We start from the raw sequence: 16960 nt of genomic DNA, 5'->3' as shown, positions 1-16960 counted from the left end.
ACTTACAAAAATGCTGTTTAACTTATTCAAACAGCATTTTCCATAATTATTTTTCTAAATAAAAAAAATAATTTTATCTTGCTCTCAATCTACTTTCCTTTTACTCTAACTAGACTATAAATCATCTCAACAAGGAGTTCCTATGGCACATATTTCAACCATTCATTACACTGGAGATCTACACAACGATTTAATTCACTTACAAAGTGGCGACAAAATTTCCACCGATGCCCCAGTGGATAATAACGGCAAAGGGGAAGCATTCTCACCAACAGATTTACTTGCCGCCTCACTCGCAGCTTGTGCAATGACGATTATGGGAATTCGAGCAAGAGATCTTGGCGTAGATTTACAAGGAGCACGCATTGAAGTTCAAAAAGAAATGGCACTTAACCCACGCCGAGTGGCTCGCGTTGTACTAGATTTTTATCTTAGCAAAGATCTCGATGAACGCACACGAGCCACCTTAGAAGCCGCCGCTCACACCTGCCCTGTCGCCAAAAGCCTCAGTGCAGATTTAGTGCAAGAATTTCATTTTCATTACGAATAATCCACAAAAAGCCTTATTTCCTAATGGAAATAAGGCCTTAGCAGAATTTTATATATTTATTGTTAACAATTCTTCCAACAAACTATTCTGGAAAAATTTCATTAATAATTTCTGTAAAAATAAGATTTAATTCTCCAAAAACCTTTCCCGTAACTGATGCAACTGATCACGCACGGCGGCGGCTTTTTCAAATTCCAAGTCTTGGGCGTGTTTGTACATTTGCTGTTCCAGTTTTTTGATTTGTTGCTGAAGTTCTTTGCTGCTAGTTGGTTGATAAAGTGCGGTGGGTTCTGCCACGGATTTTTGTTTTTGTTTGCTTTTTGCTTTGTTGTTGGTTGCGCCTTGGCCAATATCAAGCAATTCGCCCACTTTTTTGTTCAACGCTTGCGGTACAATGCCGTGTTCTTCGTTGTATTTCATTTGTTTTTCACGGCGGCGGTTGGTTTCGTTGATGGCTTTTTCCATTGATTTGGTGATGCTGTCCGCGTATAAAATGGCTTTACCATTTAAGTTTCTCGCCGCACGCCCAATGGTTTGGATCAATGAGCGTTCGGAACGCAAAAAGCCTTCTTTATCTGCATCTAAAATCGCCACCAAAGACACTTCGGGAATATCCAGCCCTTCCCGCAATAAGTTAATTCCCACTAGCACGTCGAATTCCCCTAAGCGGAGATCGCGGATAATTTCCACCCGTTCTACGGTGTCAATGTCGGAGTGTAGATAACGCACGCGCACGCCGTGTTCTTCTAAATAATCGGTCAGATCTTCCGCCATTCGTTTGGTTAATGTGGTTACCAAAACGCGCTCATTTTTATCCGCTCTTTGGCGTGCTTCGGAAAGCAAATCGTCCACCTGAATTGCCACAGGACGGATTTCAATTTCAGGATCGAGCAAGCCTGTTGGGCGCACCACTTGATCGATAATTTCACTGCCCGATTTTTCTAATTCGTAAGGGCCGGGCGTGGCGGAAACATAAATGGTTTGCGGTGCGAGGCGTTCAAATTCTTCAAATTTTAATGGGCGGTTATCCAGTGCAGAAGGCAAGCGGAAGCCATATTCCACCAAGGTTTCTTTGCGTGAGCGGTCGCCGCGATACATTCCACCAATTTGTGGCACAGTAACGTGAGATTCATCAATAATCAGCAAACCGTCTGCAGGAATATAATCAAACAATGTCGGTGGCGACTCGCCTTCTTTACGCCCCGATAAATAGCGTGAATAATTTTCAATACCCGAGCAATAGCCCAATTCATTCATCATTTCAATGTCAAACTGTGTGCGTTGGGTAATACGTTGTTCTTCCAGCAATTTATTTTCTTTGATGAAGTATTCTCGCCGTTGTGCCAATTCTGTTTTGATTTGATCGATGGCTTCTAAAATCCGTTCACGTGGCGTAACATAGTGGGTTTTCGGATAAATGGTATAACGCGGCACCGCGCCAAAATTCGTGCCAGTCAGCGGATCAAAAAGGCTCAGGCGTTCAATTTCGTCATCAAATAATTCAATGCGAATGGCTTGATCATCAGATTCCGCAGGAAAAATATCAATAATTTCGCCCCGCACTCTGAATGTGCCGCGCTGAAATGCTTGATCGTTGCGTGTGTATTGTAGCTCTGCCAATTTTGTCAAAATTTCTCGCTGGTTGATGATCGCTCCTGTTTGCAAGTGCAACATCATTTTGAGATAGCTATCGGGATCGCCCAAACCATAAATGGCAGAAACGGACGCCACAACGATGGTATCGCGGCGCTCTAAAAAAGATTTAGTGGCAGACAGCCGCATTTGCTCGATTTGATCGTTAATGGATGCATCTTTTTCAATAAAGGTGTCGCTGCTCGGCACATAGGCTTCTGGCTGATAATAATCATAATAAGAAACAAAATATTCCACCGCATTTTCAGGGAAAAAGGCTTTCATTTCCGCATAAAGCTGCGCGGCAAGGGTTTTATTTGGCGCAAGCAACATTGCAGGGCGATTGAGCTTGGCAATCACATTGGCAATGGTAAAGGTTTTGCCCGATCCCGTTACCCCAAGCAGGGTTTGGTGCGCTAAACCATCATTGAGATTTTCACTCAGCTTTTCTATCGCCTGAGGTTGGTCGCCAGAAGGCGAAAAATCAGAATGAAGAATAAAAGGTTTGCTGTGAATTTTGTTACTCATAAAAAAACTGCCTATCCGAAAAGTGCGGTCAATTTTAACATAATTTTTTACATTCGGCTTGAGCAAAATTTTAAGTTTTACACAGACTTATATTTGTCAAGATTGAAATCTCACAAAATCAAAAAAAATTTTAAAAAAATTTCTAGATTTTTATTAACTTATTGATAAATAAAGAAATGCTATTTTACAATCAATTTTATTGCCAATTCGCAAAACCCTAGTTTTTTCAAGGGCTCGGCGATTTTTTCAAATTAAAACTCACAGACTTATCCACAGGCGCTGTGGATATAAAAAAAGAACATAATTTTTCAAAATTTTTTTAATTTCACTGTTGACAAAGGAAAGACAGATCATTATCATCTGCGACCAATTCCTAATGATACAGAATTATTCCTCCTTAGTTCAGTCGGTAGAACGGCGGACTGTTAATCCGTATGTCGCTGGTTCAAGTCCAGCAGGAGGAGCCAATTTTCTCTTTTGGCAGTTTTTATTTGTCTCCTTTTATAAAAGCTATTTCGTTCCAAAAGAGCTTAAAGCCCATATCCTCCTTATGGGCTTTTATTTTTTTCTCATCAGCCTTTCATAATAATGATAATATTCGTTACTTTTCATCATTTATAGGACACGCAAATGTTTTTATCTTTTCTCGCTATACTGGTCGGATTGGCGATTTTAGTCTGGAGTGCAGATCGTTTTATTGACGGTGCGGCTTCTCTCGCCAGTTATTTAGGTATGTCGCCCTTGTTGATCGGCATTGTAATTATTGGTTTTGGTACTTCTGCGCCTGAAATTATTGTTTCAGCGCTTTCTGCATTAAATCACAGCCCGGGAATTGCGCTCGGAAATGCTTATGGCTCAAACATCACCAATATTGCCTTGATTTTAGGGGTAACCGCAATGATTAAGCCGATTATGGTCAATTCGCAGGTGCTAAAAAAAGAATTGCCCGTGTTAATGCTAGTTACCCTCCTTTCTGCCTTTTTAATTTATGACGCCACCATTTCTCGCCTTGACGCGCTGATTTTACTGGCGGTATTCACCTTCTATATGGGCTGGACAATTTGGCAAGGTACAAGACATTCAGGCGATAGCCTTGAACAAGACATTAGCGATGAACTCAAAGAAAAATCACAAATGCCGTTGAAAACTGCGGTGTTGTGGTTAGTGATTGGCTTGGCATTATTAATGGCTAGCTCGCAATTATTAGTGTGGGGCGCGGTGAATATTGCCACCTATTTAGGCGTAAGTGATTTGATTATCGGTTTAACCATTGTCGCCATTGGCACATCATTGCCTGAATTGGCGGCTTCCATTATGGCAGCGAGAAAAAATGAATTAGATCTCGCGGTAGGCAATATTATTGGCTCGAACCTGTTTAACACCCTTGCAGTGGTCGGCATTGCTGGCGCAATCAGCCCTATTCAAGCCACGCCCGAAGTGTTTAGCCGAGATATGCTCGTTATGATTGCATTAACAGGCTTACTGTTTTTATTTGGTTACGGTTTCAAAGGAAAAAATGGGCGAATTAACCGAGTTGAAGGATTGGTGCTATTTCTGTGCTATGTAGCTTATAATTCTTTGTTAATTTACACCGCACTTTAAGCTGAACGCGTGATACGATGAAAAGAAAAAGGGGTGAAATTTCACCCCTATTTTTCATCTGAAGATTATCCGCCAAATAGCACCGCCCCACCACGCACAGGCAAGGTTGTGCCATAAAATAATGCTGTCGCAAAGAAGATCACCACAAATCCTGCGATCAATTTCACCACAATTTCGGCATAAGGAGAATGTTCTGCGCTCACATACCAACGCCCTAATTTCACCGCAGTCTGCCTTGCATATTGCACAATCAAGGCAAATAAAGATAGCGTAATCCCTGTTCCCACTGCCATCGCCATTGCCGCTGCCATTCCCCATTGATAAAGATCCAGCATATAGGAAAGAAAAAGAATAAAAATCGCCCCTGAGCAAGGCCGCATTCCAATGGTTAAAATCACAAGCAAACGAGATTTAAAATTGGTCGCCTTGTCTAATTGCTGCGAACTCGGCAAGTGTTGATGTCCACAACTGCAACCCTCTGCGTGCTCGCTATGATCACAATGAGATTGCACAAGCTGAACCGATTTTTCTGAAATTGCTTTTGCCGAAATCGGTTTGATGGCGTGAATTTTTCCCACTGAAATGCTGCGTTTCTTGTGGCGAAATTCTCGCAAAAATTTCACCGCACTTTGATAAATCCAATATGCGCCTAGCAAGAACATTAAAATAAAAGCAGATCGTTCAAGCCACAATTGGCTCAATTTGAAATAATGGGAAGACAAACGCAATCCCACCACAATAATGGAGGTCGCCACCACCGCCACCACGCCTTGCATTAAAGAAGACAACAAGGTGAGCTGAACGCTGGTTTTTAATTTCGCTTGGTGGGTGGATAGATAACTGGCAATGACAAATTTACCGTGGCCTGGGCCAAGTGCGTGCAACACGCCGTAGAGAAAACTGATCAAGATTAAACCTAATCCCGCTTGTACGGGATATTGTTTAACTTGATGCAAATACCCCGAAATATGTTGATTAAAGATTTTCTGCCAAATGATCGTTTGCCCAAATAAATAAGGCAAAGCATAAAAGCCAATTCCCACTAGTAATAGCAATATTAGCAAATACTTAATCGCTTTTTTTATGTTGTTAGTTAATTGCATATGATCTCCACTTTTTGGCTAAAAACCTTGCCAAGGGAAGGGTCCTCATCACGCTGACTACGATCTAAAGATGCGGCATATTCGCGCATCTTTTCATCAACATTCGGTTCAATCACTTTGCCCGTACATTGGGCTGGAAGTTGTGAAAAATCCACCGCACTTTGCTTAATTTCTATGGGTTTATTTTCTATGGGTTTATTTTCTGTAGGTTTCTTCTGCGTTGGATAAGTCATTGCCACAAAATAAGTGGGATCGTATGTCGCTAATTCAAACTGGTTTTCCTTCAGCACTTGGGGCTTAGACAACAAAAAATCAAAATAATACATCACTTGTGTGCCATTTGATTTCATTCCATAATTTTGCGGCTGCGCTTTGTACTTAATCTTTTTCTTATCTTTATCAAAGAGATAGCTAAAATAATGCTCATTGACAATATTTTTCATTGCTTCATCAATCAACCTTTGCTTATCGCTCGGCTGCGTGGACTGGGCTAAATCATAAATAATACTGGCAGAACTTGGCTCATCAAGCACCCACTGCATCGAAAACCCAACTAACTCCCCTTTTTCCACCAACACCTTACTTTGCATATCAATAAAGGCGTGCGGGTGGGCAACACTGAGCAACGGAACTAAAGCCAATAGCCTCAAGCATTTTTTGAACATAATCTTCCTTACTAAAACAAAAGAAAGCAAAATCCTACCACTAAATCCAAAGGCAGACAAAATGCCATTTGCTGATTTAAACAACAAAATCTAACAAAAAAACTCTATTTCTGTGATTTATATCAAAAAAATGTAAATTCATCATTTATTTATCAACAGCTTATCGGTAGTATATGCCCTGTCAAGTGATTGCTTGATATTCATAAAGTTCCTAAATAAAATAATCAAAATAAATAGCTAAACTACTTTCCTACCTCCCTTTTGGGAGGTTTTTTTTCGCTTTCAATTCGCCAAAAGGTAAAATCTCAAGTAAAATAACCCGCACTTTTTACAGCTAAGAGAACAATTTATGTCATCACAATTTGTTTATACTATGCACCGTGTCGGTAAGGTTGTGCCGCCGAAACGTCATATTTTAAAAGATATTTCCTTGAGCTTTTTCCCAGGCGCAAAAATTGGTGTGCTGGGGTTAAATGGTGCGGGGAAATCTACCCTGTTGCGCATTATGGCAGGCGTGGATAAAGAATTTGAAGGCGAAGCGCGTCCACAGCCAGGGATCAAAATCGGTTATCTTCCACAAGAACCCAAACTTGATCCACAACAAACCGTGCGTGAAGCGGTAGAAGAAGCCGTGGCGGAAGTGAAAACCGCGTTAAATCGTTTAGATGAAGTCTATGGGCTTTATGCCGATCCTGATGCGGATTTTGATAAACTTGCCGCAGAACAAGCAAAACTAGAAGCCATTATTCAAGCACACGACGGGCATAATTTGGATAACCAACTGGAGCGTGCCGCTGATGCCTTGCGTTTACCAGATTGGGACGCAAAAATCGAGCATCTTTCAGGGGGCGAACGCCGCCGTGTGGCGCTTTGCCGTTTATTGCTCGAAAAACCAGATATGCTCTTATTAGATGAGCCAACCAACCACTTAGATGCTGAATCCGTGGCTTGGTTAGAGCGTTTCTTACACGATTATGAAGGCACAGTAGTTGCCATCACTCACGACCGTTACTTCCTAGATAATGTAGCTGGCTGGATCTTAGAGCTTGACCGTGGTGAAGGCATTCCTTGGGAGGGCAACTATTCTTCTTGGCTAGAACAAAAAGAAAAACGCTTAGCCCAAGAAGCCGCGGCTGAATCTGCTCGCCAAAAATCCATTGAAAAAGAATTAGAATGGGTTCGCCAGAATCCAAAAGGCCGTCAAGCAAAAAGCAAGGCGCGTATGGCTCGCTTTGAAGAGTTAAACAGCGGTGAATACCAAAAACGTAATGAAACCAATGAGTTATTTATTCCACCTGGCCCACGCTTAGGGGATAAAGTAATCGAAGTGAGCAATTTGAGTAAATCCTATGGCGATCGCACTTTGATTGATGACTTATCTTTCAGCATTCCAAAAGGTGCGATTGTGGGTATTATCGGGGCGAACGGCGCAGGGAAATCCACCCTTTTCCGTATGCTTTCAGGGCAAGAGCAGCCAGATAACGGTAGCATCACCCTTGGTGATACTGTGGTGCTTTCTTCTGTGGATCAGTTCCGTGATGAAATGGACGACAGCAAAACCGTATGGGAAGAAGTTTCACATGGGCAAGATATTTTGCGTATTGGCAACTTTGAAATCCCAAGCCGTGCTTATGTGGGACGCTTCAACTTCAAAGGTGTCGATCAACAAAAACGCGTTGGTGAGCTTTCAGGTGGGGAACGTGGACGCTTACATTTAGCTAAGCTATTGCAAGCAGGCGGTAACGTGCTGTTATTAGACGAACCAACCAACGATCTTGACGTAGAAACCTTGCGCGCCTTAGAAAATGCGATCTTAGAATTCCCGGGTTGTGCGATGGTGATTTCCCACGACCGCTGGTTCTTAGACCGTATCGCGACCCATATTTTGGATTACGGCGATGAAGGCAAAGTTACCTTCTATGAAGGCAACTTCTCAGACTATGAAGAATGGAAAAAGAAAACCTTCGGCGCTGATGCTGTGCAACCTCATCGTATTAAATACAAACGGATTGCGAAATAATTGTATTAAAAAGGCGAAATGGAGATTTCGCCTTTTTCTTTGAAATCAAAATTCTTCATTAATAAAAAACTTTGTTATATACAATATAAAATTGTAGGTAGCTGCCAATTGCAAATTTAAACATATAGCAAGCCACCTCATATATACATCTTCCTTGCATACTTTTGAGCAGTGTCTCCTACTCCCACTCAATCGTCGCAGGTGGTTTTCCGCTGACGTCATAAACCACGCGGGAGATGCCGTCCACTTCGTTGATGATCCGGTTGGAGATTTTGCCGAGTAGGTCATAAGGCAGGTGCGCCCAATGTGCGGTCATAAAATCAATGGTTTCTACTGCACGGAGGGAAACAACCCAGTCGTATTTACGTCCATCGCCCATTACGCCTACGGATTTTACTGGTAGGAATACGGTGAAGGCTTGACTGACTTTGTAGTACCAGCCTGAATTGTAAAGCTCTTCAATAAAGATAGCATCGGCACGGCGGAGTAAATCGCAGTATTCTTTTTTCACTTCGCCTAGCACGCGTACGCCTAAGCCTGGGCCGGGGAATGGGTGGCGATTGAGCATTTCTGCTGGAAGCCCGAGGGCTAAGCCGATTTTACGCACTTCATCTTTAAACAATTCGCGTAATGGCTCTACCAAGCCCAGTTTCATATAATCTGGCAATCCGCCCACGTTGTGGTGAGATTTGATCACATGTGCTTTGCCCGTTTTGCTTGCGGCAGACTCGATCACATCAGGATAAATCGTGCCTTGCGCTAACCATTTGACGCTGCTGAGTTTTTTTGATTCGTCATCAAACACATCAACGAACACTTTACCGATCATTTTGCGTTTCGCTTCTGGATCTGAAATGCCTTTTAATGCGTTTAAGAAACGATCTTCGGCGTCCACTCGAATAATGTTTAAGCCGAATTTATCGCCGAACATTTCCATCACTTGATCGGCTTCGTTTAAGCGTAATAAGCCGTTGTCCACGAAAACACAGTGTAGATTTTTGCCGATAGCTCGGTGTAATAATAAAGCGGTAACGGAAGAGTCCACGCCGCCTGACAAACCTAAAATCACTTCGTCATCGCCCACTTGCGCTTTAATGCGAGCCACGGCATCTTCGATGATATTTTCTGGTGTCCAGTTGCGTTCACAGCCACAAATGTTTACCACAAAATTGGTTAAAAGGGCTAAGCCGCTTTTGGTGTGAGTCACTTCAGGGTGAAATTGTACGCCATAGAAGTGGCGGTTTTCATCGGACATCGTTGCAATCGGGCAAGTTGGCGTTGTTCCCGTGATTTGAAAGTGCGGTGGTAATTGGGTAACTTTATCGCCGTGGCTCATCCAAACATCTAACTTGTGATCACCATCATCTAAGCCCGCGAAAAGTGCGGTGGTATTTTCAAGCAAAACAGAGGCATAGCCAAATTCGCGGTGATCGGAAGTTTCGGTTAAACCGCCAAGCTGCATTGCCATTGTTTGCATTCCGTAACAAATGCCCAACACAGGCACGCCCGCGTTAAACACATATTCAGGCGCGCGTGGGCTGTTTTCTTCCGTGGTGCTTTCCGGCCCACCAGAAAGAATAATCCCTGTTGGATTAAATTCGCGGATTTGTTCTTCCGTTACGTCCCAAGCCCATAGCTCACAATACACCCCAATTTCCCGCACACGGCGAGCGATAAGTTGGGTATATTGCGAACCAAAGTCTAAGATTAAAATTTTGTGATTGTGGATGTTGTTCATTTTTTATTTTTCTCAGAATTAATAATATTTTTAAGGTGTAAATCTACTTTTTATAAAAGTGCCACCATGTCCATCAGGGATGAAATCTATATAAATATCTTTAAGATTTCCGCAAGCATTTACTTTCCATAATTCTTGAGCCAATTTTAATGTATTACTATTAGGCTCTTGTTCAACATTTAATATTTGTGTATGAATTTTTATCTTTCCTATAGAACAACTATAGTAATGCACAAATGGGAAAATTAAAGCTCGCTCAGTATCAGATTTTAATTGAGAATCAGCTGTACTTTCTCCACTGTATTGAGGATAAAACATTGCACATCCTGTTAATAGTAGAGTGCTTAAACTTAACATCCTAATAAATTTCATCTATAAAACCTCCAAAAAATTGACCGCACTTTTATTTAGCCCATTCTATAATTCGGCGCTTCTTTCGTAATGGTAACATCGTGGACGTGGCTTTCTTTGATGCCGGCACCACTGATGCGTACGAATTGCGCTTTGGTGCGCAGATCTTCAATGGTGGCGCAGCCGGTTAAGCCCATACAAGAACGTAAGCCGCCCATTTGTTGGTGGATAATTTCTTTTAAATAGCCTTTATATGGAATGCGTCCCTCAATGCCTTCTGGCACCAGTTTATCGGCGGCGTTATCGCTTTGGAAATAGCGGTCGGACGAACCTTTGCTCATTGCACCTAAGGATCCCATTCCACGGTAAGATTTAAAGGCACGTCCTTGGAATAATTCGATTTCCCCCGGTGCTTCTTCTGTCCCTGCGAACATTGAACCTACCATTACGCAACTTGCGCCAGCGGCAATCGCTTTGGCAATATCGCCGGAATAACGGATACCGCCGTCAGCAATAACAGGAATACCGCGATCTTTTAAGGCTTCAGCCGCATCGGCAATGGCGGTGATTTGTGGTACACCCACGCCAGTAACAATTCGCGTGGTACAAATTGAACCAGGGCCGATACCAATTTTCACCGCACTTGCCCCAGCATCAGCAAGGGCAATGGCGCCTTCTGCTGTTGCCACATTACCTGCAATAATTGGCAAATCAGGATATTTCGCACGGGTTTCACGCACACGCTGCAACACACCTTCAGAATGTCCGTGGGAAGAGTCAATTAACAACACGTCCACGCCGGCTTGCACAAGGGCTTCGATACGCTCTTCATTACCTGCGCCAGCGCCTACTGCTGCACCCACGCGTAAACGACCGAATTCATCTTTACACGCGTTAGGTTTTTGTTCGGTTTTTTGGAAGTCTTTTAAGGTGATCATTCCTTTTAATTTGAAATCATCATTCACCACGAGCACTTTCTCTACACGGTGTGCGTGCATTAAGCTGAAAATTTCTTGGCTAGATGCGCCTTCTTTTACGGTAACTAAGCGATCTTTTGGCGTCATCAGATCCGCAACAGTTTTATTCATATCTTTCACAAAACGCGTATCGCGCCCTGTGATAATGCCTTCTAACGCGCCTTGGCTGCTCACCACAGGGAAGCTTGCAAAACCATTTTTCTTCACGATTTCCGCTAACTCGCCAATAGTTAAATCAGGGGTAACTGTGATAGGATCGGAAACAATGCCGCTTTCAAATTTTTTCACTTTACGCACGCGATCCGCTTGGCGTTCAATGCTCATATTTTTATGAATGAACCCAATACCGCCTTCTTGCGCAAGGGAAATGGCAAGTTTCGCTTCGGTAACGGTATCCATTGCGGCAGAAAGCATTGGGATATTTAAACGAATGGTTTTAGTTAATTGCGTGGATAAATCGGCAGTGTTTGGCAGCACGGTGGAATGTGCTGGAACGAGAAGGACATCATCAAACGTGAGGGCTTCTTTTAATACGCGTAGCATAGCAATATTCTCTCTCTGTAGAAGGGAAAATCCCTAAGGTTAATATGAAAAAAGGGTAAAAAATATTGCGGCGGGATTATACAGAGTTTATGCTGATTTGGGAATGGCAAACCGCAAATATTTTTTGTATTTAAAAAATTCGCGACTATTTATAAAAAGGGAAAATCATAAAAGGAAAAGAAATGTTTGAGCTTTTAACCTTGTTGGCAGACGGCAAGAAAAATTCTCGCCAAAATTTGACCGCACTTTTACATTGTGATGAAACGCAAATCAATGCTCATATTCAGGCGCTAAGCGAACAGGGCATTAAGTTTGAACGGAACAGTGATGAAATCTGGCTTAAGCCAGAATTGCCCTTGCTTTCGGCGGAGAAAATAAAGCAACGCCTTGCGCCTTATCCCGTGCTGGTCAAACCTGTGATTCATTCCACAAATCAATTTTTATTGGAACAGATTGCGCAGCTAGAAAAAGGGCAGCTGTGCTTGGCGGAATATCAATACGCAGGGCGTGGGCGACGTGGACGTGATTGGCTTTCGCCTTTTACAGGGCAGATTATTCTCAGCGCCTACTGGACATTTCCACCGCATATTTCGCTGAATGGGCTGAGTTTAGTTATCGGCATTGCCATTGCAGAAACCTTGCAAGCCTTTGGCGCGCAAAGAATCGGGTTAAAATGGCCGAATGATGTGTTATTGCAAGGGCGAAAGCTGGCGGGCGTGCTGGTGGAAATTGCTAATCGTAAGAATGGCTTGCTGAATTTGATTATTGGCATTGGCATTAACCTTGCCTTGCCGAAACAAGCCAATATTAATCAACCTTGGGCAGAATTACGAGAAATTCTACCGCACTTTGATCGCGATGAAATCATCATCGCGCTAGTGCAGCGGCTTTATCATTATCTCGATCTCTTTGAACAAAAAGGAATGGCATTTTTTCATTCACGCTGGACGGAATGGGACGCTTTTCTTAATCAGCCCGTGAGCTTGATCAGCGAAAATTCAAGTCAACACGGCATTGAACGTGGCATAGACAGCGAAGGCTACCTGTTATTAGAAACGGAACAAGGCCTTGTGCGATTTAATGGCGGCGAAGTGTCGCTACGGCGAGCCTAAACAGCGAAACGCTAAAGAAAAGGGGAATATTTCCCCTTATTCTTCAAATATAGCTAAATCACCTTTTGTACAAGGGCTGAAATATCTTCTGCAAAACGTTCTTGTGCTGCCATTTGCTCAATTTGTTGAGCTGAATATTTCTTGCCGTTATACACCACCACAATGCTCACATCGTCAGGTTGCAGAAAATGGCTCGTACCAAATTCTGTATAGCGTGTTGCACCAATGCTAATGATCGCTTGGGTTGGATAATGGGCTTTTTTCAACAAATCAGCGATATGATTCATCGGGCCGAAATCAGGCTGATTATTCATTTGTCCCACAATCCAATCAAGCAATTTTTGATGGAAATAGCTATATCCTAAAGCTGGGCTATCCACGCCATAAGCATTCATCTTGCCATCACGTTTATGAAAGCAAGCAATGCGATAATCATCAATTTCACTGCCTAAATCAAAGGACGTGAGCGGAATGGTTGTCGCCGCCAAGCCCTTAGTTTCCGAACCCCAGTTTTTCTTTTCACAAATTTTATTGGCATTAGGGCGGCGGATTGAACAATCGTTATAAGCCGCAAAGGCGTAAGGCAAAAGTGCGGTAACTTTTTCGCCAGAATATTGCACTTCACACAACAGGGCAATTTCAGGCTCAATCTGCAAATTATCTGCTCCCGCTTGCGGAAAACGAATATATTCGGCACTTAACGGATTGACCGCCAAAAAGTCATACTCGCCTAAGTTTTCTGCAGGCACATAAAAAGGAAAAATTGCTTTGGGTTGATGGGTTTCTGTCGTTTTCACTTGGGCAAAATCTTTCGCCTCACCCGCTTGTTCCAAATGCCCTGCAAAATTGCCTGCCACGCCTAGGCCGATAAGGTTTTTTGTCATTTTCTTGCTCCTTTTATCTTGATGACATATCCAAATCCTACAAGGTTATAAGGAATTTTCAAGGGGAAATTTCGGGGATTAAATAATCTATAATGTTGATAAAAGAAAAGCGAGAAACTCTCGCTTTTATCTTTTAAATTAGGCAGTTAAATCTTTGATTTGCGTTGTTGGCGCGTTGTTCATTACTGATTTCACCCCATTTTTTGCCCCTTCTTGAGAAGCATAATATTGGCTGCGTCCGATTTCTTGATGATTTTTTGCTTTCAATACGAAATAAGGTTTCTCATTTTTCGCCACGCGGAACTCAAAATTCGCCTCATCGCTACCATTTTTTTGCACAGATTCAATGCCATTTAGCGCAGATGCTTTGGTTTTATACAATTCACTGGTCAAGATAATTTGCGAGTTCGCCGCATAAAGGTTAAACATAAATTGACCATCACTTGCTTTTTTCAATTCATACCAGCCTAAAGCCATACTATTTTCCTTCTTAATGAATCGTGGGATATTCCACTAGTTCATCATAAGCTTTTTTTCTGTTTTTTCAATGGATTTTATTAGAGTGCTTTAATGACCTTAATTCAACTAACTAGACCATATTACTAAAACTAAGAGAAAGAGAAACAAATTCAAGTTTATATCCTATAAAGCGCTAGGAATATAAAATTAAAAAGCAGAACTTTTATCCTATATCTCATCCTATTTAGCTGTATTACTTCAAACTACGAATTTTATTAATCACATTACTGCTTGAAAAGCCGTTTTCGAAATTTAGTACTTTGACTTCGCCACCGTTGGCGATAACCTCTTTTCCGCCTGCGATTTCTTCTGGTTTGTAATCACCGCCTTTGACTAACAGATCAGGCAGCACTTCGCTGATTAAACGTTGTGGGGTGTCCTCGCTAAATTCCACTACCCAATCCACTGCGGCAAGCCCGGCGAGTACAGCCATTCTGGCTTCTAGTGGGTTGATTGGGCGGCTTTCGCCTTTTAAGCGTTTCACTGAGGCATCGCTGTTTACTGCCACAATCAATCGATCGCCAAGTTTGCGTGCATTATCTAAATAAGAAACGTGGCCGGGGTGAATAATGTCAAACACGCCGTTGGTCATTACGATTTTTTCACCGCGCTGCTTGGCTTGCACCACCGCTTCTTTAAGTTGTTGTTCGTTCATCACGCCAAAGCCAGTGGTTGTACGTCCGTGAATGGCGTTTTCTAATTCTACGTTCGACACCGTAGAAGTCCCTAATTTTCCCACCACAATGCCTGCAGCAACATTGGCTAAATAGCAGGATTCTTCAAAGCTGCGGCCATCTGCCAATGCCGTTGCCAAGACACTGATAACGGTATCGCCAGCACCGGTTACATCGAAGACTTCTTTCGCTTCTGTTGGCAAGTGGAACGGCGGTTGATCTGGGCGGAGTAGAGTCATTCCTTTTTCAGAACGGGTAACCAATAAAGCACTTAATTCAATATCACGGATTAATTTTAAGCCTTTTTCCACAATGTCATCTTCGCTATGGCATTTGCCCACCACTGCTTCAAATTCTGACATATTTGGGGTTAATAAGGTTGCGCCGCGGTAGCGTTCAAAATCCGTGCCTTTTGGATCAATTAGCACTGGCACGTTGGCTTGACGGGCAATTTGGATCATTGCTTGCACTTGATTAAGTGTGCCTTTGCCATAATCAGAAAGGATCAAAGCGCCGAAATTTTGCACCGCACTTTGTAATTTCTCTAATAATAAATCGCTTTCTACATTATGAAAATCTTCTTCAAAATCAAGGCGTAATAATTGCTGATGGCGAGAAAGTATGCGTAATTTGGTGATGGTTGGGTGGCTGGCTAATTGCACAAAATTGCAATCAATGTTTTGCTTTTCCAACATTGTTGAAAGCGCTGTGCCCGCTTCGTCTTGCCCTGTTAAGCCAAGTAACTGAACAGGCACATTAAGCGAGGCAATATTCATCGCTACATTTGCCGCCCCGCCGGCACGTTCTTCATTTTCTTGCACGCGTACCACTGGCACTGGTGCTTCAGGGGAGATGCGATTTGTCGCACCAAACCAGTAGCGATCTAACATCACATCGCCAAGAACAAGCACTTTGGCTTGCTGAAATTGAGTAGAATATTGCGCCATTTTGACCTCATTCTTTTCTATTAAATGACAAATTTTTGCAGATTTTACCATAGGATAAATGCTATTTACTAAAATTTCCGCTAAACTACCGCTTTGATTAAACCAATTTTAACGAACAGCTCTCTTTTAGTTATGGCAAATTCATCACTTCCAAGATTTCAACGTGCATTTCTCGCCCCAAAATATTGGGGATTTTGGATTGGTTTAGCCATTTGGCGGCTCATTCTTTTCTTACCGTATCCCCTTTTGTTAAAGATAGGGAATGGATTAGGCTGGCTATTTTCTAAGTTAAGCGTTGGCAAGCGGCGAATGAAAATCGCTAAGCGAAATCTTACTCTTTGTTTCCCTGATTATAGCGAACAGCAAATTGATAAAATTGCGCAAGAGAATGTGAAAGCCACCGGAATGGCGATTATTGAAACGGGAATGGCGTGGTTTTGGTCGGATAAACGGATTAAAAAATGGTCGAAGGTGGAAGGCATTGAATACCTAAAAACCTACCAAAAAGACGGCGTGATTCTAACGGGCGTGCATTTTCTTACCCTTGAGCTAGGGGGAAGAATTTTAGGGCTTTACACCCCCGGCATTGGGGTTTATCGCCCAAACGATAATCCACTAATGGATTGGCTGCAAACTTGGGGAAGGCTACGCTCTAACAAAGATATGCTTGATCGCAAAGATTTGCGCAATATGATCAAAGCTTTACGCCATGGTGAAATTATTTGGTATGCGCCCGATCACGATTACGGGCGGAAAAATGCTGTTTTTGTGCCTTTCTTCGCGGTGAAAGATGCTTCCACCACAACGGGCAGTTATTATTTATTGAAATCTTCCCCAAATAGCAAAGTGATTCCTTTTGCGCCATTACGCAACGCGGACGGCTCAGGCTACACCGTAAAAGTGTCTGCGCCCGTAGATTTTTCTGATCTCAATACCGAAATTGACATTGCCACTCGAATGAATCAAGTGGTTGAACAAGAAATCTTGCAAGGCGTGGAACAATATATGTGGCTGCATCGGCGTTTCAAAACCCGTCCAAATGAAAGTGATCCAAGTTTGTATGATTAGAAAATAAAAGGGTGAAATAATGTTTTCACCCTTTTTCATAGGCATTG

At 42.5% G+C, this 16960-nt stretch carries 14 protein-coding genes and 1 tRNA gene; 6 read left to right on the top strand and 9 right to left on the bottom strand.

Features of this window, described 5'->3' with window-relative positions; translation table 11 throughout:
• The first annotated feature begins 142 nt into the window (after positions 1-142).
• Complete coding sequence (locus ELZ61_RS05765) at positions 143-550, top strand: OsmC family protein (protein WP_126372118.1); 408 nt, start codon at positions 143-145, stop codon at positions 548-550.
• 126 nt (positions 551-676) lie between these two features.
• Here the strand turns inward: ELZ61_RS05765 and uvrB are convergent, their stop codons facing one another.
• Entirely contained in the window at positions 677-2710 is a 2034-nt protein-coding gene (gene uvrB, locus ELZ61_RS05760) for an excinuclease ABC subunit UvrB (RefSeq protein ID WP_126372116.1), read from the bottom strand.
• A 391-nt stretch (positions 2711-3101) separates the two neighbouring features.
• Here uvrB and ELZ61_RS05755 point away from each other — a divergent pair.
• Both ELZ61_RS05755 and ELZ61_RS05750 read left to right on the top strand, forming a co-directional pair.
• A tRNA-Asn gene (locus ELZ61_RS05755) sits at positions 3102-3177 on the top strand.
• 163 nt (positions 3178-3340) lie between these two features.
• A complete protein-coding gene (locus tag ELZ61_RS05750) occupies positions 3341-4312 on the top strand; it encodes a calcium/sodium antiporter (RefSeq protein ID WP_126372114.1) in 972 nt (323 codons plus the stop codon).
• 65 nt (positions 4313-4377) lie between these two features.
• Here ELZ61_RS05750 and zevB read toward each other — a convergent pair whose 3' ends face one another.
• Together zevB and ELZ61_RS05740 are read right to left on the bottom strand one after the other, a co-directional pair.
• Entirely contained in the window at positions 4378-5415 is a 1038-nt protein-coding gene (gene zevB / locus ELZ61_RS05745; protein WP_126372112.1) for a zinc transporter permease subunit ZevB, read from the bottom strand.
• A complete protein-coding gene (locus ELZ61_RS05740) occupies positions 5406-6080 on the bottom strand; it encodes a DUF1007 family protein (RefSeq protein ID WP_126372110.1) in 675 nt (224 codons plus the stop codon). Before ELZ61_RS05740 ends, zevB begins: the two co-directional genes overlap by 10 nt.
• Positions 6081-6429: 349 nt before the next feature.
• Between ELZ61_RS05740 and ettA the strand changes: the two genes are divergently transcribed.
• Positions 6430-8100: an energy-dependent translational throttle protein EttA gene (gene ettA / locus ELZ61_RS05735; protein WP_126372108.1), complete on the top strand. Its 1671-nt coding sequence runs from the start codon at positions 6430-6432 to the stop codon at positions 8098-8100.
• Positions 8101-8278: 178 nt separating this feature from the next.
• Here the strand turns inward: ettA and guaA are convergent, their stop codons facing one another.
• The 3 genes from guaA to guaB all read right to left on the bottom strand — a co-directional run bounded on the left by guaA (position 8279) and on the right by guaB (position 11709).
• Positions 8279-9838 (bottom strand): glutamine-hydrolyzing GMP synthase, encoded by a 1560-nt coding sequence (gene guaA / locus ELZ61_RS05730; RefSeq protein ID WP_126372106.1) that lies wholly within the window; start codon positions 9836-9838, stop codon positions 8279-8281.
• A 30-nt stretch (positions 9839-9868) separates the two neighbouring features.
• Complete coding sequence (locus ELZ61_RS05725; protein ID WP_126372104.1) at positions 9869-10156, bottom strand: hypothetical protein; 288 nt, start codon at positions 10154-10156, stop codon at positions 9869-9871.
• Between the two features lie 89 nt (positions 10157-10245).
• Positions 10246-11709 carry an IMP dehydrogenase gene (guaB, locus tag ELZ61_RS05720; RefSeq protein ID WP_126372102.1) on the bottom strand — a complete coding sequence of 488 codons (1464 nt, stop codon included), beginning with the start codon at positions 11707-11709 and terminating at the stop codon, positions 10246-10248.
• A 182-nt stretch (positions 11710-11891) separates the two neighbouring features.
• Between guaB and birA the strand changes: the two genes are divergently transcribed.
• Positions 11892-12821, top strand: coding sequence for a bifunctional biotin--[acetyl-CoA-carboxylase] ligase/biotin operon repressor BirA (gene birA / locus ELZ61_RS05715; protein WP_126372100.1), 930 nt, complete (start codon positions 11892-11894; stop codon positions 12819-12821).
• 53 nt (positions 12822-12874) lie between these two features.
• Here birA and ELZ61_RS05710 read toward each other — a convergent pair whose 3' ends face one another.
• The 3 genes from ELZ61_RS05710 to hldE all read right to left on the bottom strand — a co-directional run bounded on the left by ELZ61_RS05710 (position 12875) and on the right by hldE (position 15845).
• The gene (locus tag ELZ61_RS05710) at positions 12875-13705 is read right to left on the bottom strand and encodes a DUF5718 family protein (protein ID WP_126372098.1); all 831 of its coding nucleotides are present in this window, start codon (positions 13703-13705) and stop codon (positions 12875-12877) included.
• 138 nt (positions 13706-13843) lie between these two features.
• Positions 13844-14182, bottom strand: a complete 339-nt coding sequence (locus tag ELZ61_RS05705; protein WP_103852704.1) for a YegP family protein — start codon at positions 14180-14182, stop codon at positions 13844-13846.
• 235 nt (positions 14183-14417) lie between these two features.
• On the bottom strand, positions 14418-15845 hold the full coding sequence (gene hldE / locus ELZ61_RS05700) for a bifunctional D-glycero-beta-D-manno-heptose-7-phosphate kinase/D-glycero-beta-D-manno-heptose 1-phosphate adenylyltransferase HldE (RefSeq protein ID WP_126372096.1): 1428 nt from the start codon (positions 15843-15845) through the stop codon (positions 14418-14420).
• A gap of 132 nt (positions 15846-15977) precedes the next feature.
• Here hldE and ELZ61_RS05695 point away from each other — a divergent pair, with 132 nt between their 5' ends.
• Positions 15978-16913, top strand: coding sequence for a Kdo(2)-lipid IV(A) acyltransferase (locus ELZ61_RS05695; RefSeq protein WP_126372094.1), 936 nt, complete (start codon positions 15978-15980; stop codon positions 16911-16913).
• The last annotated feature ends 47 nt before the right edge of the window (positions 16914-16960 follow it).

Origin of the sequence: Avibacterium volantium (assembly GCF_900635775.1) — a bacterium.
GTDB lineage: Bacteria > Pseudomonadota > Gammaproteobacteria > Enterobacterales > Pasteurellaceae > Avibacterium > Avibacterium volantium.
Note: the sequence above shows the minus strand (reverse complement) of the source record. Positions and strands in the feature narration are given on the sequence as shown.